The 20,137-nt window shown below is 68.5% G+C and carries 15 protein-coding genes, 4 pseudogenes and 1 CRISPR repeat array; of the genes and pseudogenes, 3 read left to right on the top strand and 16 right to left on the bottom strand.

Annotated elements, in window-relative coordinates; translation table 11 throughout:
- Positions 1 to 2 precede the first annotated feature (2 nt).
- From ligK to JK363_RS36680, 4 genes are all read right to left on the bottom strand, one after another.
- Entirely contained in the window at positions 3 to 692 is a 690-nt protein-coding gene (ligK, locus tag JK363_RS36695) for a 4-carboxy-4-hydroxy-2-oxoadipate aldolase/oxaloacetate decarboxylase (RefSeq protein ID WP_201882188.1), read from the bottom strand.
- 17 nt (positions 693 to 709) lie between these two features.
- Positions 710 to 1,738, bottom strand: a complete 1,029-nt coding sequence (locus JK363_RS36690; RefSeq protein WP_201882186.1) for an amidohydrolase family protein — start codon at positions 1,736 to 1,738, stop codon at positions 710 to 712.
- Between the two features lie 26 nt (positions 1,739 to 1,764).
- Positions 1,765 to 2,976: a 4-hydroxybenzoate 3-monooxygenase gene (locus JK363_RS36685; RefSeq protein WP_201882184.1), complete on the bottom strand. Its 1,212-nt coding sequence runs from the start codon at positions 2,974 to 2,976 to the stop codon at positions 1,765 to 1,767.
- Positions 2,977 to 3,080: 104 nt separating this feature from the next.
- Positions 3,081 to 3,848, bottom strand: coding sequence for an IclR family transcriptional regulator (locus JK363_RS36680; RefSeq protein ID WP_201882182.1), 768 nt, complete (start codon positions 3,846 to 3,848; stop codon positions 3,081 to 3,083).
- Positions 3,849 to 3,953: 105 nt separating this feature from the next.
- Here JK363_RS36680 and JK363_RS36675 point away from each other — a divergent pair, with 105 nt between their 5' ends.
- Positions 3,954 to 4,622 carry a substrate-binding domain-containing protein gene (locus JK363_RS36675; protein ID WP_215911621.1) on the top strand — a complete coding sequence of 223 codons (669 nt, stop codon included), beginning with the start codon at positions 3,954 to 3,956 and terminating at the stop codon, positions 4,620 to 4,622.
- 422 nt (positions 4,623 to 5,044) lie between these two features.
- Positions 5,045 to 6,772: an IS1634 family transposase gene (locus tag JK363_RS36670; protein WP_443726313.1), complete on the top strand. Its 1,728-nt coding sequence runs from the start codon at positions 5,045 to 5,047 to the stop codon at positions 6,770 to 6,772.
- Between the two features lie 926 nt (positions 6,773 to 7,698).
- On the opposite strand, the gene JK363_RS36665 is transcribed toward JK363_RS36670, so the two are convergent.
- The 3 genes and pseudogenes from JK363_RS36665 to JK363_RS44030 all read right to left on the bottom strand — a co-directional run.
- Complete coding sequence (locus tag JK363_RS36665; RefSeq protein WP_201882175.1) at positions 7,699 to 8,409, bottom strand: TetR/AcrR family transcriptional regulator; 711 nt, start codon at positions 8,407 to 8,409, stop codon at positions 7,699 to 7,701.
- A 20-nt stretch (positions 8,410 to 8,429) separates the two neighbouring features.
- A complete protein-coding gene (locus tag JK363_RS44035) occupies positions 8,430 to 8,750 on the bottom strand; it encodes a phosphotriesterase family protein (protein WP_201882173.1) in 321 nt (106 codons plus the stop codon).
- A pseudogene (locus tag JK363_RS44030) lies at positions 8,731 to 9,006 on the bottom strand (phosphotriesterase family protein); the annotation flags it as partial. The pseudogene JK363_RS44030 and the gene JK363_RS44035, both read right to left, overlap by 20 nt.
- Before the next feature lie 195 nt (positions 9,007 to 9,201).
- Here JK363_RS44030 and JK363_RS43265 point away from each other — a divergent pair.
- Positions 9,202 to 9,453: pseudogene (locus JK363_RS43265) on the top strand (transposase); the annotation flags it as partial.
- 45 nt (positions 9,454 to 9,498) lie between these two features.
- On the opposite strand, the pseudogene JK363_RS36650 reads toward JK363_RS43265, so the two are convergent.
- The 9 genes and pseudogenes from JK363_RS36650 to casA all read right to left on the bottom strand — a co-directional run.
- Positions 9,499 to 9,639, bottom strand: a pseudogene (locus tag JK363_RS36650) (FAD-dependent oxidoreductase); the annotation flags it as partial.
- A 51-nt stretch (positions 9,640 to 9,690) separates the two neighbouring features.
- Positions 9,691 to 10,802, bottom strand: a pseudogene (locus JK363_RS36645) (integrase core domain-containing protein).
- A gap of 118 nt (positions 10,803 to 10,920) precedes the next feature.
- Positions 10,921 to 13,389: direct repeats of the CRISPR family, unit length 29 nt; unit sequence CGGTTCACCCCCGCGTCGGCGGGGAGCAC.
- Positions 13,390 to 13,406: 17 nt separating this feature from the next.
- Positions 13,407 to 13,733, bottom strand: coding sequence for a type I-E CRISPR-associated endoribonuclease Cas2e (gene cas2e / locus JK363_RS36640; protein ID WP_201882169.1), 327 nt, complete (start codon positions 13,731 to 13,733; stop codon positions 13,407 to 13,409).
- Position 13,734: 1 nt separating this feature from the next.
- Positions 13,735 to 14,667, bottom strand: a complete 933-nt coding sequence (gene cas1e / locus JK363_RS36635) for a type I-E CRISPR-associated endonuclease Cas1e (protein WP_201882247.1) — start codon at positions 14,665 to 14,667, stop codon at positions 13,735 to 13,737.
- Positions 14,668 to 14,723: 56 nt separating this feature from the next.
- Positions 14,724 to 15,371, bottom strand: a complete 648-nt coding sequence (cas6e, locus tag JK363_RS36630; protein WP_201882167.1) for a type I-E CRISPR-associated protein Cas6/Cse3/CasE — start codon at positions 15,369 to 15,371, stop codon at positions 14,724 to 14,726.
- A complete protein-coding gene (gene cas5e, locus JK363_RS36625; RefSeq protein ID WP_201882164.1) occupies positions 15,368 to 16,141 on the bottom strand; it encodes a type I-E CRISPR-associated protein Cas5/CasD in 774 nt (257 codons plus the stop codon). Before cas5e ends, cas6e begins: the two co-directional genes overlap by 4 nt.
- Positions 16,138 to 17,286, bottom strand: coding sequence for a type I-E CRISPR-associated protein Cas7/Cse4/CasC (gene cas7e / locus JK363_RS36620; protein ID WP_201882162.1), 1,149 nt, complete (start codon positions 17,284 to 17,286; stop codon positions 16,138 to 16,140). The genes cas5e and cas7e overlap by 4 nt, the downstream gene beginning before the upstream one ends.
- Before the next feature lie 26 nt (positions 17,287 to 17,312).
- A complete protein-coding gene (gene casB, locus JK363_RS36615) occupies positions 17,313 to 17,930 on the bottom strand; it encodes a type I-E CRISPR-associated protein Cse2/CasB (protein ID WP_236076415.1) in 618 nt (205 codons plus the stop codon).
- 34 nt (positions 17,931 to 17,964) lie between these two features.
- Positions 17,965 to 19,548 carry a type I-E CRISPR-associated protein Cse1/CasA gene (gene casA / locus JK363_RS36610; protein ID WP_201882160.1) on the bottom strand — a complete coding sequence of 528 codons (1,584 nt, stop codon included), beginning with the start codon at positions 19,546 to 19,548 and terminating at the stop codon, positions 17,965 to 17,967.
- Positions 19,549 to 20,137 lie beyond the last annotated feature (589 nt).

Below are 20,137 nucleotides of genomic sequence, written 5' to 3'. Positions count from 1 at the left end.
CGTCAGTCCTCGTACCGCAGTCCGAGCTCGGCCAGCGGGCCGCGCATGCCGTACAGGTCCAGGCCGAGCTTGCCCGCGCGGAACTGCGCGCGCTTGCCCTCCTCGTTCGCCTCGCGGGCCGCCGACGCGGCGGCCACCTCGGCGGCCCGTTCGCGCGGCAGCACGACGACGCCGTCGGCGTCCGCGATGACCACGTCGCCGGGGCGCACGAGAGCGTTGGCGCAGACCACGGGCACGTTGACCGAGCCGAGGGTGGCCTTGACGGTGCCCTTGGCGTTGACCGCACGGGAGAAGACGGGGAAGTCCATGTTCTCCAGGTCGGTGACGTCACGGACGCCGCCGTCGATGACTAGGCCCCGGCAGCCGCGGGCCCGGAGGGACGTGGCAAGCAGCTCGCCGAAGAAGCCGTCCTCGCTCTCGGTCGTGCAGCCGGCGACGAGGACGTCGCCGTCCTGGATCTGCTCGGCGGCGACGTGCAGCATCCAGTTGTCGCCGGGCTGGAGCAGTACGGTCACGGCCGTGCCGCACATCCGGGCCTTCGGGTAGACCGGCCGCATGTAGGGGCGCATCAGCCCGACCCGGCCCATGGCCTCGTGGATCGTGGCGACGCCGAACTTCGACAGCTCCGCGACGGGCTGCGGGTCGGCCCGGTCGATCTTCGTGTGGACAACGCCGATCTCGGTGTGTTCCATGCGTACTTCTCCTGGGGTCAGCGGCCGGCCGCGGCGAGGCGGGTGGCGAGGCGGGGGTAGACGCGTAGGGCGTTGCCGGAGTAGACGGCGGCACGCTCCTCGTCCGACAGGTGCGGGGTGGCGTCGACGTACCGCTTCGTGTCGTCGAAGTGGTGGCCGGTGCGCGGGTCGATGTCGCGGACCGCGCCGATCATCTCGCTGGCGAAGAGGACGGACCGGCTGGGGATCACCTGGGTCAGCAGGTCGATGCCGGGCTGGTGGTAGACGCAGGTGTCGAAGAAGACGTTGTCGAGCAGCGTCTCCGGGTCCGGCTTGCCGAGCGCCATTGCCAGGCCGCGGAACCGGCCCCAGTGGTAGGGCACGGCGCCGCCGCCGTGCGGGATCACGAACCGCAGTGTCGGGAAGTCGGCGAACAGGTCGCCCTGGATCAGCTGCATGAACGCCGTGGTGTCGGCGTTCAGGTAGTGCGCGCCGGTGGTGTGGAAGGCCGGGTTGCACGAGGTGCTGACGTGGATCATCGCGGGGATGTCGTACGCGACCATCGCCTCGTAGACCGGGTACCAGCTGCGGTCGGTCAGCGGCGGCGCCGTCCAGCGGCCGCCCGACGGGTCGGGGTTGAGGTTGACCGTGACCGCGCCCAGCTCCTCGACCGCGCGGCGCAGCTCGGGTACGCAGGTCGCGGGGTCGACGCCGGGGGACTGCGGCAGCATCGCGCCCATCGCGAACCGGTCGGGGTAGAGCGTGCTGACACGGTGGGCCAGTTCGTTGCAGATCCGCGCCCAGGTCGAGGAGACCTGGAAGTCGCCGATGTGGTGGGCCATGAAACTGGCCCGCGGGGAGAAGATCGTCAGGTCGCTGCCGCGCTCGTCCATGAGCCGCAGCTGGTTGCCCTCGATCGCCTGCCGCAGGTCCTCGTCCGTGATGACGAGATCGTCGGGATCGGGTGCGTCCTGGGGGGAGTCGCCGATCGCCGCCACCTGGCGGTCCCGCCACCGCGCCAGCTGCGGCGGCGCCGTGGTGAAGTGACCGTGACAGTCGATGATCATGGGTTGTTCTCCTGTGGTCGTCGGGGTCAGCCGAGGGCGCTGACAGGCCAGCCGGTGTACTGCTCGGCGAGATAGGTCTGTCCGGCGCGCGTACCCACGACGTTGTCGAGTTCGCCGAGCTGGCGCCGCAGGTCGAACGGCGAGCCGCCGGGCGCCGTGTGCAGCAGCTGGGTCATCCAGTGGGAGAAGTTCTGCGCCCGCCAGGTCCGCTGCAGTGCGCGAGGCTGGTAGTCGTCGAGCGCGGCCTCGCCCGCGCTGCCGAGTGCCCGCAGGAGGACGTCGGCCAGGACCTTCACGTCGTGCAGAGCGAGGTTGAGCCCGCGGGCGCCGGTCGGCGGCACCGTGTGCGCGGCGTCGCCCGCCAGGGCCATGGAGCCCCAGCGCATCGGTTCCTGAACGAAGGAGCGGAACCGAAGAACGGTCTTCTCGATGATCGGACCCTCGTTGAGGCGGAAGCCGTCCTGGCCGGCCACCCGGGCCTGGAGGGTCTCCCAGATGCGGTCGTCCGACCAGTCGTCGGCCGACTCGTCGGGACGGCACTGGAAGTACATCCGCTGCACGGACTCGGTGCGCCGGCTGATGAGCGCGAAGCCGTGCTCGGAGTGGGCGTAGATCAACTCGGGCGCGCTCATCGGCGCCTCGGCGAGGATGCCGAACCACGCGAAGGAGTACTCCTTGCCGTACCGCACCCGCCGGTCCTCGGGCACCAGATTGCGGCACATGCTTCGCGACCCGTCTGCACCGACCACGTACTGCGCGCGGATCTCGTGCCGGGAACCGTCGGACGCGGTGTAGCGGACCCGAGGAGCGCTCGTTGTTACGTCGAGGACCTCGGTGTCCCGGACGCCGAAATGGACGGTGCCGCCGTCGCGGTCCCGCGCGTCGGCCAGATCGGTGAACACGTCGGTCTGCGGGTAGAGCCACACCGACTCGCCGACCAGAGCCTTGAAGTGGATGCGGTGCGGCCGGCCGCCGAAGCGGAGCTCGGCGCCCTCGTGCTCGTGGCCCTCGCGCAGAATCCGGTCGGAGACGCCGGTCTCGACCAGGTCCCGGGCCGTGTCGGCCTCCAGGATGCCCGCCCGCTGCGTCGTTTCGATCTCACGTCGGGTGCGGGTATCGACCACGATCGTGTCGACCCCTGCGCGCCCCAGCAGGTGCGCCAGCATCAGGCCTGCTGGGCCGGCGCCGATGACAGCGACTGGAACCGAGGCAACGGTGTCGACGACGACATCAGCCATGGCATCTCCTGGGCAACTGTGAACGTTCCGAACACGTCGAACGTTGGCACCCAGGGCCTCGGCCAGTCGCTGCCGTTTCCGTCAGGTGGAAGCCTGCCCGGATCTCAGCCAGTCGTGCGCGTACGCCGGGCGAGCTCGTCGGAGATTCCGTGCGCGGCCCGCAGGAGCGGCTCCCGCAGCCTGCGTGCATGGCTTGCGCCATGCGCCGTGATCACGATCCCCAGAGCGGCGCTGACAGGACCCCGCCGGCCGATCCGCACAGGTGCGGCCACAGCGACCGTGCTCTCCGACAGCTGCCGGTCGCTGAGGAAGACCTGTTCGCGGCGGATACGGTCCAGCTGCGCGCGCAGCGCCTTCGGGTCAATGACGGTGTGCGGGGTCCAGGCCCGCAGCGGCGAGTCGAGAACCTCCTCCTGGATCTCCAGCGGTGCGTGCGCCAGCAATACCCGGCCCATCCCGGTGGAGGCGATCGGGAAACGGGTCCCGACCATGGTGAGCAGCTCCACCGACCGGTGCCCGGCGATCCGCTCGACGAACACGAGCTCCGTGCCCTCGCGTACGGCGAGCTGGATGTTCTCGTGGGTCACCTCGTAGAGGTCCTGCATGAACGGCAGCGCCACATCCTGCAGAATCTGGGTACGCGGGCATCCGGAGGCGATCTCCCAGAGCCTCAGCCCGACATGCCACGGGCCGTCCTCGCCACGCTCCAGCACACCCCAGCTCGCCAGCTCCGCCACCACCCTGTGCGTGGTACTCAGGGCCAGCCCCGTACGCTGAGCGATCTCCGACAGAGTCTGCGAGGGGTGCTCACGGTCGAAGGCCGAGAGGACTTTGAGGACTTTCCCGGCTGCCGAGATCTGGGTTGTGCTCACGCGGCCAGTCTCGCAGACCTGCGTTGAGCAGCCCGACTGCCCGCCGTAGCATCTGCCGCACATCAAGGAGGCTATGTGAACCGAGAGATCTCTGGACTGTCCTCGATGGCGACCCGGCCGATTCTGGCCGAGCTGTCCGAGCGCATCCGGCTCGCTCACGGGATTCCGGTGCGATTCGAAGCCGCCGGTGGGGTCGAGACCGAACGGCGCGTGCGAGAGGGCACTGTGGCCGACCTGCTCGTGCTCGCCGATGGAGCGATGGCTGCGCTGGAGAAGGATGGACACCTCCTGACGGGTACGGTGCGCCCGCTGTGGATCTCCCAGGTCGTCGCTGCTGTGCCGGAGGGAACATCGGTCCCAGCGCTCGGCTCGGAATCCGACCTGCGAGCCGCCATCCTGTCCGCGCGGAAGATCGCCTACTCCACAGGCCCGAGCGGGACGGCGCTCGTCGACCTGATCCACAGGCTGGATCTCACCGACACGCTCGGGGACCGACTCGTCCAGGCAGCACCAGGCGTGCCCGTCGGCAGCCTGCTGTCGTCCGGACAGGCCGACCTGGCCTTCCAGCAGCACAGCGAGCTGATGGGCCTGCCAGGCGTTGTTGTCGTCGGGCCGCTGCCGGGCGACACCGCGATCAACTCGATCTTCAGCGCGGGCGTACTCGCCTCCTCGATCCAGCCGACCCGAGCCCGCGAAGTCCTCGACCTCCTCGGCTCCGACACGGCGACGAGGGCTGCGCGTGCCCGGGGCATGCGGACGCCGCGGGACGAATGACCTGAGCCAAGGAAGTCGCCGACACTGTGGGCGACGGTTTTCGTCACGTTTGTCTGTGGTCTTGGTCTTCACGAGCGGCCTGAGACGCATGTGTCAGTAGGTCAGGCGACTGGTACTGCAGCAGAATTGTGCTGTCTGACCTGCGGATTTTGCTGGGCTGCTGAGGCCTAGCCAGCTGCAGGGAGGGGGGACTCAGGGAGACTGCCCCTCCAGCGGCGCCAGTTCGTACAGCTCAGCGCATAGTGTCGTCCTCGGCGGCCACAAACCTGCGTTCCGCGTAATTCGGGGGTTCTGGAGTCCCTCCCGGGCTGAAGGGGCAGGTCAGTGGGTTGGAGGCTGGTGACGCGGGCAGATTTGCCTAGAGACGCGATTCTGTGGATTCGCCCGCGCTGACCTGGAGTTGCTCCGTAAGGTCTGGAGTCGTGTATGTGAAGACGACGAAGCGGGAGAACAAGTCCGGCACGGTCCGGTACCTGCACCTGGCCCACAACGAGTGGGATCCGGTGAAGGGCAGGGCAGTCCCGAAGGTCCTGTTCACGTTCGGCCGTGAGGACGACCTCGACCGGGACGCGGTGAAGCGCCTGGTCGCGTCTCTATCGAGGCTGCTGGAGCCGGGTGAGGCACTGGCGTCGACGGCGGCGGGTGACCTGGAGTTCGTCTCGTCGGTCCCCTTCGGCGGCACCTATGTCCTCGATCATCTCTGGCGGCGGCTGAGGATCGACAGGATCGTCGGGCAGGTCGGGCAGCCCAAACGGGGCCGACGCCGGCACATGTCGGTGACCGAGCGGGTGCTGTTCTCCCTGGTTGCGAACCGGGCCCTGGCTCCGTCGTCCAAGCTGGCCGCCGCGGACTGGGTCACGCACGACGTGCATGTCGAGGGCCTGCCGGCCACCGACGACGACGCCTGCTATCGGGCGATGGATTGGCTCCACGAGGTGACCGACGACCTGGAGAAGCGGGTGTTCGACGAGGTCGCGAACCTCCTCAACCTCGAGGTCGACCTGCTGTTCTTCGACACCACCAGCACCTACTTCGAGCTGGAGGAGGCCGACGAACCCGTCGCCCGCGACGACAAGGGCCGCCTCCTGACGGACGACCGCCCACCCGCTGAAGAGGACGGCGAGCCCGCGGACCAGGCCGGGTTCCGCACCTTCGGCAAGTCGAAGGACTCCCGCGATGACCTGCCGCAGATCGTGATCGGGATGGCCGTCACGAGGGACGGGATCCCGGTCCGCGTCTGGTCCTGGCCCGGCAACACCGGTGACCAGAAGCTGATCCGGCAGGTCAAGGACGACATGCGGGACTGGACCCTCAGCAAGATCGTATGGGTCACCGACCGGGACTTCTCCAGCGAACGCAACCGCCGCTACCTCCGCCAGGGCGACCATGCCTACATCGTCGGCGAGAAACTCCGCTCCGGCAGCCCGGAGGTGAAGGCCGCCCTGTCCCGCCAAGGCCGCTACGGCGAGATCGCCGGGAACATGCGGGTCAAGGAGGTGCGGATCTGTGACACCGAACGGTTCGTGATCTGCCACAACCCCGAAGCCGCCACCCGTGACCAGCACATACGCGAACAACTCGTCGCCCAGCTCACGACCCTGATCGAAGACACCGACAAGCTCAGCGACTTCAAGCGTGGCGAGCTCCGCGGGAGAATCGCCGACAAGCCCGGCCTCAACCGCTACCTCCGCACGACCCCGGCCAGCAAGCTCCGCATCGACACTGCGAAGATCAAGGCCGAGGAGAACCTCGACGGCAAGTACCTGCTGCGATGCTCCGACCCGCATCTGTCGGCCGAGGACATCGCGCTCGGCTACAAGCAGCTCCTCGAAGCCGAGCGGGGCTGGCGGGGCATGAAACAGATCATCGACCCGCGGCCCGTCTATCACCGGCTTGAGGAACGCATACGCGCACACGTCGTCCTCTGCTGGCTCGCCCTCCTACTGATCCGCATCATCGAGACCACGGCCGACGCGACCTGGACGACCGTCCGCCGCGAGCTCGACCGGCTCCACCTCGGCACCTTCACCGGCCCTACCGGCCTGTTCCGGCAAGTCACTGCCCTCACCAAGCCCCAGAGGGACCTGCTGGCCAAGCTCAACATCCCCGCACCGAAGCAGATCGTCGCGCTCGAACCCGCACCCCGCTGACCAGCACGAACACCAGCGCCTAGAGAAACGCCTCTCAGGCGCCCTCACCCATGTCCGCGCAGTTCACGCCCTAGATTCGTGACTATAGGACGCTGAATTACGCGGAACGCAGGCTTCAGGGAAGTCCCTAACGGTCGTGCGCGGCAGACAGCTGCCAGTTCCCGAGCGAGTCCTGAGCCATGCGTCGCAGTTCGATCCAACTGGCATCGAGCGCCGCAGTGTGCGTCTCGTGCTTGGCTACCGACCTGGCTCGCTGAGCCGCGTTCACTATTGCATGGTGCTCGTCCACGGCATCGCGGACGAGGTAGAAGCGCCTTACGAGCCGGCCGTCAGTCATGCGGTAGCGAAAGCCCACCAGCCACATGTGATCGGTTGCAAGGAAAGGAGAGGACGAATCTACGCCTGGGCGGCGGGTGGGCGGCGCAAGAGTCACTCCCTGCGTGGGTGTGCATGCTTCGTCAGCATGCGCCAGAGCGGGGCACAGCTCCTGCAGAGGGTCCATGAGTGGCATCTTCTCCACCTCATCTCCTGTATCGCGTCCAGTATATCTTGTACATGGGCCAAGAGTATCTTGTGCATGGGCCAAGAGCAAGGATGTGTAAGAACGGCTGCACTCGTTCTCGGCGGCGGCGCGCATGCCGAGGACGCTCCGGAGGGCAGCGGGCAGACTCCATCGGTGATCTACTGATGGGAGGCCGTGCTGGGAGGGTGAGGGGCGTTGCCGCTGTGCCTTCTGCAGGCTGTTCGCTCTTGCTGGTCACCCGCTGCGGCATCGCCAGCGGAGAGAGACCGTGCGGGGCGGAGTGATCCGGACGTGCCACCCGTCCATTGCCGGAAGGTCCCGGGGCCCGAGCTCGTACTGCGTGATGCGATCGTGCTGCAAGCCGTCCTGGACGCCAGTATGGGCAGGGCTGACGCCTAGGAGGTCATGCGAGGCGGGTACGCAGGCCTAGGACCAGGGCCTCCAGTGCCGCTTCGAAACTGCTGTCCAGCGGGTTCTCGCGGCCGGAGTCCCAGCGGGTGAGGAACGCGCTGTTCTCTAGGATCCCCAGGTTGCGGGTGAGTGCAGGGAAGGTGTTCGGGTTGGCGGCGCGCAGTTCTGCGGCGTAGTCCTTCTGCCATCCCTCCTCGACGTCCACCGGATTTTTGGAGAGTTCCATGGTGACCCAGCCGAGGACGAATCCGACGAACGCGTTGTAGGTGTGGACCAGGTCCGGTCCGGAGAATCCGGCGCGTTCGAGGACGTCGACGACGCGTTCCACGAAAGGCAGGGCGGTCGTGGTGACGACGAGTTCGGAGCCGATGATCGGGGCGAGGTTGGGGTGGCGGTGCATGGCGTTGCGAATCAGCCGGGCGACATCGGTCAGCCATTCGTCCCAGGGCAAGTCGTGCCGGGAAGGAAGCACGACGTTCTCCAGGACCCGGGCTGAAGTGGCCGCGACGAGCTGTGCCTTTGTGCCGACGTGCCAGTAGAGAGCCGTGGGGTAGACGCCCATCTCCTTGGCCAGGGCTCGCATGGTCAGTGCATCCAGGCCGTGCTCGTCGACGTAGCGCAGGGCAGCGTCCACCACGTCGGCGCGCGAGAGCGGGTTGCGCTCGGGTTGCCGTGCGCGCCGACGGGTTTTGTTCTCGCCCATCGTTTTGGTTCCCTCCCAGTTCACAGCCACTGCCGATCGGGACAACCATAGCCGCTGGACCTGGTCCTCATGGGGAGAGCAAGCGGGACGGGTTCACGGTAGTGATGTGCGTGAACCTCGGCGTCCAGGCCTGCGGCGAGCAGATGTTCACGGAAGGTGGTGTGAACGAAGCCGAAGCCGCCCCCGCCGTGGATCTTGAGTTGGGACACCAGGCAGACGTCGCGGGAGAGCAGAACCTGGTCGGTGTACCCGGCGCTGGCCAAGGCGATCACCATTCGTACCCGGCGGTGGACCTCGCCGGGGTGAGCGGTGTTGATGGTGTCAAACGCCGACGTACGCACCGCGCTCGGCGACCCGGAAGGCGTAGTCGGGCACGGTCACAGTGTCACAGTGGCCGATGGCGATGCGGATCGGGTCCGCCCCCTCGCTAAGGAGCAGATCGAGTTGGAGCGGTCCGACCGGCCAGTGGGCGGCGTGGGTGTAGATGGCTGCTCCGGTGGCGCGCTGGGCGCGAGCGGCGGCGCGCAAGGAACGTTCTTCCGCAGCGGAGATGTACCACTTATCGCAGCCGACTTCCCCGATGAGGCCGACGCGGACACCTGCGGTAGCGGACACCTGCGGTATGGGGGAATCCTTCGGTGAGATCCCGGATGATCTGCGCTGCGATGGCATCGGAGTCGTGCTGGTCGAACCATGCGCGGTCCAGGAACGGATCACGGTGGGGCCTCCCCCTGAGTGGTGGACACGCTGATACTGGATCTGCTTGATCCGGAGGAAGCGAGAAGACCGCCGATGGCGATGAAGGACTACTCGGACGAGTTCAAGGCCGATGCCGTGGCCCTGTACGAGTCCACACCCGGGGCGACCTACAAGAGCATCGCCGCCGATCTGGGCGTCAACCGGGCCACCCTGCGGGAGTGGGTGCTGCGGGACCGCGAACGCCGCGGCGTCACCGCCACGGCTGCAAAGCCGACCGTCCAACCGGAAGCGGCGGTGCCGTCCGACGCTCCGGACGAGCGGATCCGGCAGCTGGAGGCGAGGGTGGCAGAGCTCGAGGCGAGCGAGCGGAAGCTGGCAACCGAGCGGGACATCTCCGTCGAACGGCATTCCCGGCAGAGAGCTGTACCGGGCGGGCGAGAACAGGGTGAGGCTGTCGTAGTAGCGCGGCCAGGAGCCGGCCGCTCGGTCGGATGCCTCCAGCACCACTGGCTTCAGACCCTGCCGGGTCAGCTCGTATGCCGCGGCCAGTCCGGACTGGCCTGAAGGGTGTCAATATTCCGATCAGGCCGCTGGGCTGGGCATTTCCTGTGGATGATGAGGCGGTCGGGGTGGCGTGGCGTGGTACTCGTTGAGCAGTCCGCCGAATACCTGCTTGCGCCTGACCGTGGCGGCGGGTAGGAGGATGATGTTCGGGTCGTCGTCTGGAGCACGTAGGTCGAGGCTGCGGTGAGCTCGTCCGGAGTTGTAGTGCTCGGTGTACCTGGTGAGGACCGTTCGCAGGTGTCGTTCGCCGATGATGAGGAGTCGATCGGTGCATTCGGCGCGGGCTGTGCGTATCCATCGTTCGGCGAACGCGTGGACCGTGGGCTTTGCGGCGGCGTCGGGATGACGGCTGTGCCGTTGCCGGCGAAGACGGCGTCGAACGCGGCGGTGAACTTGCTGTCCCGGTCACGGATGAGGAACCGGAAGTACCCCGCCCTCTCTTCGAGGGCCATGAGCAGGTTGCGGGCGAGTTGGGTGACCCATGCGCCGGTCGGGTGGGCGGTGACGCCCAGGACATGGACGCGCCGAGTGGCAATCTCCATGACGAAGAAGACATAGAGACGCTTGAGGAAGACGGTCTCCACGTGCATGAAGTCACAGGCGAGCAGCGTGTGGGCCTGGGATCGGAGGAAAGTACGCCAGGTCTGCTGAGATGCTCGCTGCGGTGCGGGCGGCAGGCCGGAACGGCGTAGGACACGCCGGATGGTGGCGGCGGCGACCCGATGACCGAGCCGTCGCAGTTCGCCCTGGATCCTGACGTACCCCCAGGTCGGGTTCTCTCTCGCCAGGCGCTGGATGAGCACGACTATCTCTTCCGGTAACGGTGGCCGACCGGGGCTCGCTGGTGCCTGTCGCCATTTCCAGCTCACGAGACGACGGTGCCAGGTCAGCAGGGTGCCGGGGGTGACCAGCCGATTGCGACGTAAGACGGGTGGCAGGTACCGGGCGAGAGCAGAGAGCACGGCATGGTCAGCCCACGAGAGCCGCGGCCGCTCCACCTGCCGGCGAAGCACAGCGACCTCATGGCGGAGAGCAAGGATCTCAGCGTTGTTCGCCGCGGTCGATCGACCCAGCACAAGGAAGCAGCCCAGGAGTCGGCAGAAGATCAGGTAGAGCAGTCGCAGACCCACGATCAGAGATCATGCCCATACTTGGGCGATCGAAAAGATCCAGGTCAACCACCGTACGGAAATAAAGACGCCCTTCAGGGGAGCACATCCAGGAACTCCAGCAGCACCAGCCGCTGGGCGGTTCACCCCCGCGTCGGCGGGGAGCACGGCCCAGTAGCGGGCTACGTCCTCCAGCCCGGCGGTTCACCCCCGCGTCGGCGGGGAGCACCGGGGCGTGGCCGAGGCCGTGAGCCCCGGCCACGGTTCACCCCCGCGTCGGCGGGGAGCACTCCTCGTCGATCTCCGCGACCTGGGCGAGGAGCGGTTCACCCCCGCGTCGGCGGGGAGCACGAGGGCGGTTTCGAGCTTGCGGGAGAGGGTGGAGGTTCACCCCCGCGTCGGCGGGGAGCACGTTCGCCGCTGCTGCGGGGCCCCTGTACCCGTCGGTTCACCCCCGCGTCGGCGGGGAGCACAATACTCGCAGCGGGCGTCGCAGGCGTGATGGCGGTTCACCCCCGCGTCGGCGGGGAGCACATCGACCCGCTGCTGCACGACCACGCCGATGTCGGTTCACCCCCGCGTCGGCGGGGAGCACCTGACCACGGCGTACCAGGACAAGGAAAGAGCCGGTTCACCCCCGCGTCGGCGGGGAGCACCGCGCGCTTCACCGGCGCTTGCGGCGCTTCTTCGGTTCACCCCCGCGTCGGCGGGGAGCACACCACCGGGCCCTTCGTCCGCCACAACGGCCGCGGTTCACCCCCGCGTCGGCGGGGAGCACAGCTCATCTGGCCCGCCGCCCGGTGCCGGGCCCGGTTCACCCCCGCGTCGGCGGGGAGCACAGCGCTGTCCACGTCGGTCTGGAGGCGCTGGACGGTTCACCCCCGCGTCGGCGGGGAGCACAGCCCGAGGGGAGGTCTGTCATCGTCTGCTCACGGTTCACCCCCGCGTCGGCGGGGAGCACAACTACCTCCTCAGCGTCTCCCACAGCGTCGACGGTTCACCCCCGCGTCGGCGGGGAGCACTTCGAGAAATGCCGGGGGGCGCGGAATTCACGCGGTTCACCCCCGCGTCGGCGGGGAGCACGGTGCCGCGCGCGGTGTAAGCCTCGCCCGCGGCGGTTCACCCCCGCGTCGGCGGGGAGCACTCGCTGGTCAGCGGGCGGCCGGACCTGCTCAACGGTTCACCCCCGCGTCGGCGGGGAGCACTACTCACCGAGCTTCTTGGCGTCGCGGACGGTCGGTTCACCCCCGCGTCGGCGGGGAGCACCTGATCGAGATGTCCAAGGGGAGGGGAACCGCCGGTTCACCCCCGCGTCGGCGGGGAGCACCCCAGCGGGCTCGCCGCTCGCTGTAGCAGACGCGGTTCACCCCCGCGTCGGCGGGGAGCACAGCATCAGAGCCTCGGCCCGGCGCTTCTCCGCCGGTTCACCCCCGCGTCGGCGGGGAGCACGGCCCGCTCGATCCGCTGCTGTGTGGTCATGACGGTTCACCCCCGCGTCGGCGGGGAGCACTTGCCGAAAACCCGGGCTGCTTCACCGGTCGACGGTTCACCCCCGCGTCGGCGGGGAGCACCGAGGTGGAGCGCTGCTCCCATGTCACGCCTCCGGTTCACCCCCGCGTCGGCGGGGAGCACTCCCCGTCCCTGTCCGGCACGTGGACGTCCACCGGTTCACCCCCGCGTCGGCGGGGAGCACGAGCACGCGGAGCCGGGCGCCTGCCGGTTCGGCGGTTCACCCCCGCGTCGGCGGGGAGCACACGGGATGGTTTTCCGTCCCTTAACCGCGGGTCGGTTCACCCCCGCGTCGGCGGGGAGCACCCCTCCCAAATCTGGTCCGCCCCTTTCTGTGTCGGTTCACCCCCGCGTCGGCGGGGAGCACTCTTCCCGTGGCGCGGAGGAACGGTGAGAAGCAGGTTCACCCCCGCGTCGGCGGGGAGCACGGTGCGTCGGCCGGGTCGAACGCGACCGGCAGCGGTTCACCCCCGCGTCGGCGGGGAGCACGGCGTCACCGTCCTGCGCGGTGAAGTCGTGTGCGGTTCACCCCCGCGTCGGCGGGGAGCACGCAGTGGAGATGGAAACGGGTCTCCCTCTTTCCGGTTCACCCCCGCGTCGGCGGGGAGCACCCGACCAGGTCCGCGCCGAACGAGGGTGAAGCCGGTTCACCCCCGCGTCGGCGGGGAGCACTCTGGTTCCCAAGCCGTATCCACCGCAGAGGACGGTTCACCCCCGCGTCGGCGGGGAGCACCCCAGAACGCTCGCCTGAGAGGACGTGAGCCGCGGTTCACCCCCGCGTCGGCGGGGAGCACCGGCCCCAGCCGCCCGCGAAGCCGTCACATGGCGGTTCACCCCCGCGTCGGCGGGGAGCACGGGTCGTCGAAGGGCACCTTCTTACGCCGGAGCGGTTCACCCCCGCGTCGGCGGGGAGCACACCGCTCAACAGTTCCGCATGATGATCAAGGACGGTTCACCCCCGCGTCGGCGGGGAGCACTGTTGTGGCGCTGTTGGAGACGTTGGAGACGACGGTTCACCCCCGCGTCGGCGGGGAGCACTCGTAGCACTGGGGGAGCCGCTGGGCGAGGATCGGTTCACCCCCGCGTCGGCGGGGAGCACACTTCGCGAGCTGCGCTTTAGTAGGCGCTTTGCCGTGTCTTTGCCGAGTTCCGTGCGAGGGGTGCCGTCATCCGGATGAGGGTCAGTCCGTCGAAGTCCATGGGGACGCGGCGGCGGGTGCCCGCGGTGCGTAGGGTGTAGCCCTGTTCTGTGGGGGCTGGGTGGATGAGTACGGCAGCTCCGTCGCCGACGACGTCTTGAACGCTGTCCCAGAGTTGGTCACGTACGCGGGCGGAGACGGTTCCGACGAAGATGCCGGGGACTACTTCGGTGGTCCATCTGCTCAGAGCGCCGCGGAGGTGGTCGGGGACTGCGGTGGTGGCGATGACGAGCATGGAGGGCATGTCAGCCTGCCTCCGGTGCGTAGTTGACTCCGGCGGGGATGGTGCCGGTTTGGGGGTCCCAGAGGTGGACGAGGCGGATGTCGTGGCGTTCGGCTGGGTCGTCGTCGGTGGTAGTGGAGCCGGGAGTGAGGAGGTCTTGGAGGTCTCGGACGATGCGCGGCAGGAGCTTGAAGAGGCGGAGGTCTTCGCGGAATTTCCGGCGTGCGTCTTGTTCGGGTTTGGGTGACTGGTGGAGGGAGAAGGCCAGGGGGAGGGTGGTGTCTGCTTTGTAGAGGTCGGCGATGTCGTAGACGAAGGCGTGCTGGGTGCCTGTGTGGACGAAGCCGAGGGCTGGTGAGATGCCGAGGGCGAGTAGAGCTGCGTGGACGATGCCGTAGAGGCATGTGTTGGCGGCGGACAGGGCGAGGTTGACCGGGTCTTGCTGGTGCCACTGGTCGGGGTGGTAGTTGCGGCGGAAGCGTCCGATGCCGTGTTTCTGGGCAAGGAGTTTGTAGAGCGCCTTCATGCGTTGGCCCTCCATGCCGCGTAGTTGGGCAAGAGTGGTACCCGAAGGGACGGTGTCGTCACCGAAGCGCTTTTCGTACATGCGGGTGGCGACGTCGAGCCGTCGTTCGGGGTCGGCCCAGGCCGTGGCTTGCTGTTCGAGCCAGTGGGTGGTGAGGGAGTCGGGCAGGATGCCAGCGTAGGCGCGGACGCCTCCAGCGCCGGTGCACACGACGCTGGTGCCGTGGCGGGCGAGCGTGGTCAGGGCGCGGGTGGTGATGGAGACTCCTGGGCCGAGGAGGAGGCAGGTGAGTGCGGCGGTGGGGACGTAGACGGTGTCTATGCGATTGTCGTCGGTTTTGATCTGGGCGCAGACGCCGGTGTCGTCCTGGACGACGCGGACCATGTCGAGGTACAGGAAGGACAGGGAGTCGGCGATGCGCGGGAGCATGGCGAGGGTAGGGGCGGCTAGGCGTCTGCGGGCCTGGCCGTCTGTGGGGGATGTGGTCATGCGGGGGCGAGGCTGAGGAGGCCGGCGCCGTAGGACTTGGCTCGGCCGATGCCGGTGAGTACGGCGTCGGCGAGGGTGTCGGGGTCTGTGACGGTGGCGGTGCCGTCGTAGCGCACCAGGTGGTGGTGCGGGGGTTTGCCGTCGTCTTTGGAGGGGTGGCGTGCGGGGGCGACGGGGGTGGGCAGGCAGGTGTGGAGGGTGAGTCCGGCTTCGGCTGCGCGGCGGGTCCACCACTGGTCGGCGTCCGGGCCGGTGAGGGGGAGGCGTTGGCCGCGCTTGCCTTTCTGGTCCATGGGGAGGCGCTCGGTCTTGGTGGGGTTGACAGTGATGCGGTAGCGGACGGCGCGGCCTTTGGTGAGGGCGCTGAACATCGGGGTGAGGTCTTTGAGGTCGCCGTGGCCGTAGCCGGCGGGCAGGTGGGCGAGGTCAAGGGAGGTGGCCTGGACCAGCAGGGTGCTGGTGGTGTCGGTTTCGTCGAGGCGGTAGAGCAAGCCTGCGGTTTGGCGTGGGGATGCGCCCAGGCCGTCGGGAACCAGCCGCATCAGGGTGCGATGCATCTCGGTGGCGTCGCGCAGGTCCCGTTGCACTGCGCGGTGCTGGGGGTTGAGGCGGATCCGGGCGAGTACTGCGCCGCGTAGGGTCATGCGGCGGTCTCCTTCGTCGCGTAGTCGATCAGCTGGCGGTGGAGGGTGTGAGGGCTGACGGCCAGCTCGGCGGGGAGGTGTTCGACGGTGCGGTGCAGGCGCCGCCGGTCGTGGCGGCGGCCTTGGGGGTGGAAGCTGCGGGGCATGTCTTGGACGGTGATGAGGTCCGCGCCGTCCGGATGCTGGAGGCGTGGGCGCTCCCAGAGGAAGGTGACGGCGACGGTGCGGTCCTGGGGCAGTGGCCGGGCGGGGTCGGGGCTGAGTGGGACGTGCTGGAGCAGTTCCGCGGCCGCGTCAGGTGTCCGGGGACGGAGCAGGAGCGGTTCGTCCGGGACGCAGGACCGGCGGCCGAGGTGAGGCGGCCAGTGCGGCTGGTGAAGGGTGTGGGCGATACGGTCGACAAGGGTGTCGCGGCCGGTGACGGCGACGACGAAGACGGCGTCGGCCAGGTAGTGGCGGTGGGTGATGACGGCCGCGCCCTTGTTGCTGCCGCCGCTGGTGGCGGCGGTCTGGTCCTTTGGCCGGCCGCCCCCGACGGTGTGGTAGTCGGTGAGACGGATGCCGGGCCGGTCGACACGGACGGTGAACTCCAGCTCCGTGTAGCAGTCCAGGGCCGTGCTGTCGTGGCGGGGGATGCCTTCGGCCGCGGCGAACATGCCGATCATTGCGGAGCGGGTGGGGAAGGGGGCGGTGTCGCGGTCCAGGGGGAACGCCGAGCGTTCACCCCATGACTGCAATGGTCCGGCCAGCCGCAGGACCAGCCCGCTCACGCCTGTCCTCCGGCGGCGGGCAGGGCCGCGTCGAGAGCGGCGTCGATCAGATCGTAGAACGAGGCGTGTTCCGTGCCGAGGGGGGTCAGGTCGAGGGGATCGTCGGTGGCGGCCGGTGCGGTGTCGGTGACCGTGGTGTAGCCGTGGAAGGGGCGATGGCGGTCGCCGGTGAGGCGGTTGAGGTCGCTCGCGTGGCCGGCGAGTGCCTTGCGGGAGGCGCGGGCGAAACCGTCGTTGCTGTGCCTGACCGGTGTCTCGAACGCGGCAGCCAGAGAGAGGGGGCGCTGGGTGCGGATGGCGAGGTAGGCGAGGTCGGGGACGGTATGCGGGGCGGTGCTGTTCTTCTTCGCCTGGGGCAGCGACATCAGGAAGTGTTCGGCGAACGAACCGAGGACCGTGCGGGCCGCCTTCTCGTCCCCGTCGAGGTTGGTCAGCAGGTCGGCGATGTTCACGGTGGCGTAGCGGTAGAAGACACCGGCACTGAACTCGCTGGTGTCGAGATGGCCACTGCCGGTGTCGGCTTCGCCGAGCCAGTCGTCCACCGCTGTGAAGTAGTCCCTCTGGGGCTCGGAAGCGTGCGTGGTGAAGGCGTGGGCGACCTGGGCGGCACCGTCGACGTTGGCTCCGGGCAGTTCGGCCAGCATCCGCCCCAGCAGGCTGATGGACGCGGTGCGCCGCTTGAGGATCTCTTCGACACGGTCGGCGGGCAGGAGCGCGGGGGGCTTCTTCTTCCCCAAGTTCTGCTCCAGGGCGTCGCGGTGCTCGATGCAGATGGCGAGGAGTTCCTCAAGCCCGCTCTCCGGCAGGAACAGCAGAACCGAGGTGTGGCCTTCCTTCTCCGTCCCGATGCCCTTCTTTCCGGCACTCGCGGCGATTTGCGTTCCGGCGAACTCGGCCAGCTCCTCCGGCCAGCCCTGGCACGTGAGGGCCTGGCGGATCTTGATGGGCACCTGCCGGGTACGGGCGGCCTTCTCCCCCAGGTCCTGCTCGACCCCATGCCGGATGACCCGCTTCCAGGACTGGCTGGACACCCGGATACGGGACGCGTTGCCGTAGCGGACAGTCTTGGGCGAACCAAGATCATCACGGTTGAGGTTGGCGGCCGGTACTGACTGGACGGCGTTCAGGTCCAGGTACAACGACATCAGATGTTCTCCTTGTGCTGGTCGGCCTAGCGGGCGGTGGTGTCGTCCGGGGCAGGAGCGTCGTCGTCTTCGTCTCCGAGGGTGCGGAAGTAGCTCTCCAGCCAACGGGTCACCACCCGGTCACGGTCGCGGTCCCACCAGCTGAGGTCTTCCAGTAGCACGGCCCAGTCGACGGCGATGCCGCCGCTGAGCAGGTGCCGGGTCAGTGCGGGCAGGCGCGGGTGCAGGGCGTCGCTGCTCTGCCGGGCGAACAGGTGCAGGTCGCCTTCAGCGGAATCCGACTTGAGAATGCTGGCGTTGACCGCGGCGGCCAGGCTGGCACCGAGATTCGGGCGCGTGAACCACGACGGTGTGTCCTGGCTGCTCTCGGCCCGCTCCGCCTCCGCAGCCCGGGCCGCCCGGGGCCGCGCCGCGATCAGGGCGGCCACCGCGTAGTGGGCACGTCGGCTGTCTCGGTGCATGACCTTGGGCAGGCGGCGTACGAGGTAGCGGTGCAGGTAGTTGCAGCGTTCGACGGGCAGGGCGAGCCCGGTGCGCAGGTCGGACTGGGTCCGCTTGTTCTCGCACAGCGACAGGACGTAGGCCACGAACTTGTCGGAGGCCCGTGGCGCCGCGGATGCCGTCGATGGGGGTGTACTGGTCATGGACAGGACTCCTCGCAGACAGGAAGGCAGCTGATCAGGCGGCGGCACGCAGAAGAGCGCGGAGGGCGGCGCGGGCTCGGTTGCGGGCGCGAGCCACTCGGATGTCGGCCCGGTTCACGGGGCCGATCGCCTCGTCCAACGCCACGAGCGCTGCTTCGATCAGCGGCAGCAGCGGGGGGTTGTCGCATCGTTGCGGGGTGGCCATCCGCCAGAACTCCCGCTCGGCAGCCGGCCAGTATCGCCTGGAAGCTACCTCAGCCCACGGGCCTGGCCTGCGCCGGTCGAGTTTGACCTTGGCATCGGCCGCGACACCGGCGTCGGTGGCCACCTTCCACGCCAAGCGGGCGGCGTAGTCGAGGCGTGCGCCGACGTCCTCGGCCGCCTCATGGCACCGGGCCAGATGACGCGCCATAAGCGGGTCGGCCTCCTCCTGCCACTGAAGTACGGGCGGGGTCGTGGCCTCGAACCAAGTCGTGTCAGTCTGCTTGCCGTCCTGGTGAAAGCCGTAGGCCCGCACGGACAGACGCGAACGCAGCGGCGGAGGGAGATGGTTGAGACTGGGCGGTCGCACGGTGGAGTGACTGCCGTCCATCAGCAGCAGCGCGTCCACGTCCCGCCACACCGCACGCCGCCCGTCGGCTTCCCGGACACGTAACTGCCCTTCCCTGTCACGGTCGAGGATGACGTACGGGTCCCACACGGTATGCCTGGGCTCGTGAGTGGACCAGGTCACATAGGCATCAACCACCGCTGTCCGGTTCTCGGACGGAACCAGCAGAACACTGTGGCGGAACCTGCCGGTCAGCAGCCGCCCCGGCCAGGCTGGTTCTGCAGGCGCTGCAAGCGGGTCCGCAGGGGCCGGAGCTTCCCACGGGCACTCGTCCGACACCTCTGCGTCGACGCCCCGGTCCGGGACGGGGACCGCCAGGACGAGACTGGTGAACAGATCCGGCGCCCACGCATGAAACGAGACCGCCTTGCGCAACGGCCCCGCATCCGTGCTACCGGCCCGCACCTCGGTGATACGGCGCGGGGTGCACTGCCCGGACGGCCCGTAGTACAACTGCGCGATCAAATGCCAGGCCGCCTCCGCAGCCGTAACACTCACCGGATCGCCATCCGTGAAATGACCGAACAACACGGCACCGTTGACGCCGGTGGGCCGCCCGAAGACCAGCTTGTTCACACCCGACGGATTCGGCGCACCCTGCGCATCCACGCACTCCGCGCGCAGCCGCCGGTCCTGGAGGAAAGGCCGTACCGGGTCGAACAGGTTTAAGGACCCGACTGGCACTTCCTCGTCCAAGTACGCGTCCACGGCCCTCGGCCGGAAACACCGGCCTGCCAGGATCCGTCCGCGCAGGTCGATCCACTCGGTGATCTCCTCCGCCGTGTCCCCGTCGTCCAGGCCGACGCCCTGCTCGTCGCGGGCGATCCGCGCGGTCATCGCAGCGAGTATGCGCACCAGCCCGGACGCCGCCGGCGGTACGGGCAACTCCAGGTCGGCGATCTCGTGCGCCTTGTGGAACAGTTCCCGCAGCCCCACCCAGGTCGACGCACCGTCGACCCAGCAGACCGGAATCCACGGCTCATCACGCAGGTCGAATCCGTCAGCCATACTCCCCTTCCTTCGCTCGCCGGCTGCCAACTGCAGGCGGACATGACACAGCCGTGCGACCCTCACCCGGGCGAGGAGTGAGGGCGCAGACACAGTGAAGCAGGCACCGCTGACAACGGCGCCGAGTAAACGAGCAACACCGATCTCTCCAGCAACACCTCGGTAGGGTAGGCAAGTTGTGCGCGTGTCGACGGCAGAGGCGCGCCTACCTGACGGCAAGATAGAAGCGTTAGCCTGGCTTGATGGGCCCCCTTGCGCGCACAGGGCAGCAGCGGCACTCTCGCAGGAACCCGCTTCGCCACCCTCCGAGGAGGACGCCTTGTCACGGAACTCACCAACCGCATTACCGCCCGGGCACCACCCCTGGACGATCACTCTGCTCGTGGTGCTCATTCTCGTGATCCTCTTCGTCCGGCCCACTCCCTCCGCTGCAGCCGCATGTGGCGTCATACTGGCCACGCTCACAGAGGCCCACAGTCGGCTTCGTCGTGGTTCCACGTCCGCGTAGTACCTGGCACCCTTTTACGCTGGCGGGGCGTGCTGAAGTCATGCGCCCCACCGGCGGTCCGCGCCTCATGGTCCTCACCGA

Source organism: Streptomyces coffeae (assembly GCF_016741875.1).
Lineage (GTDB): Bacteria > Actinomycetota > Actinomycetes > Streptomycetales > Streptomycetaceae > Streptomyces > Streptomyces coffeae.
Note: the sequence above shows the minus strand (reverse complement) of the source record. Positions and strands in the feature narration are given on the sequence as shown.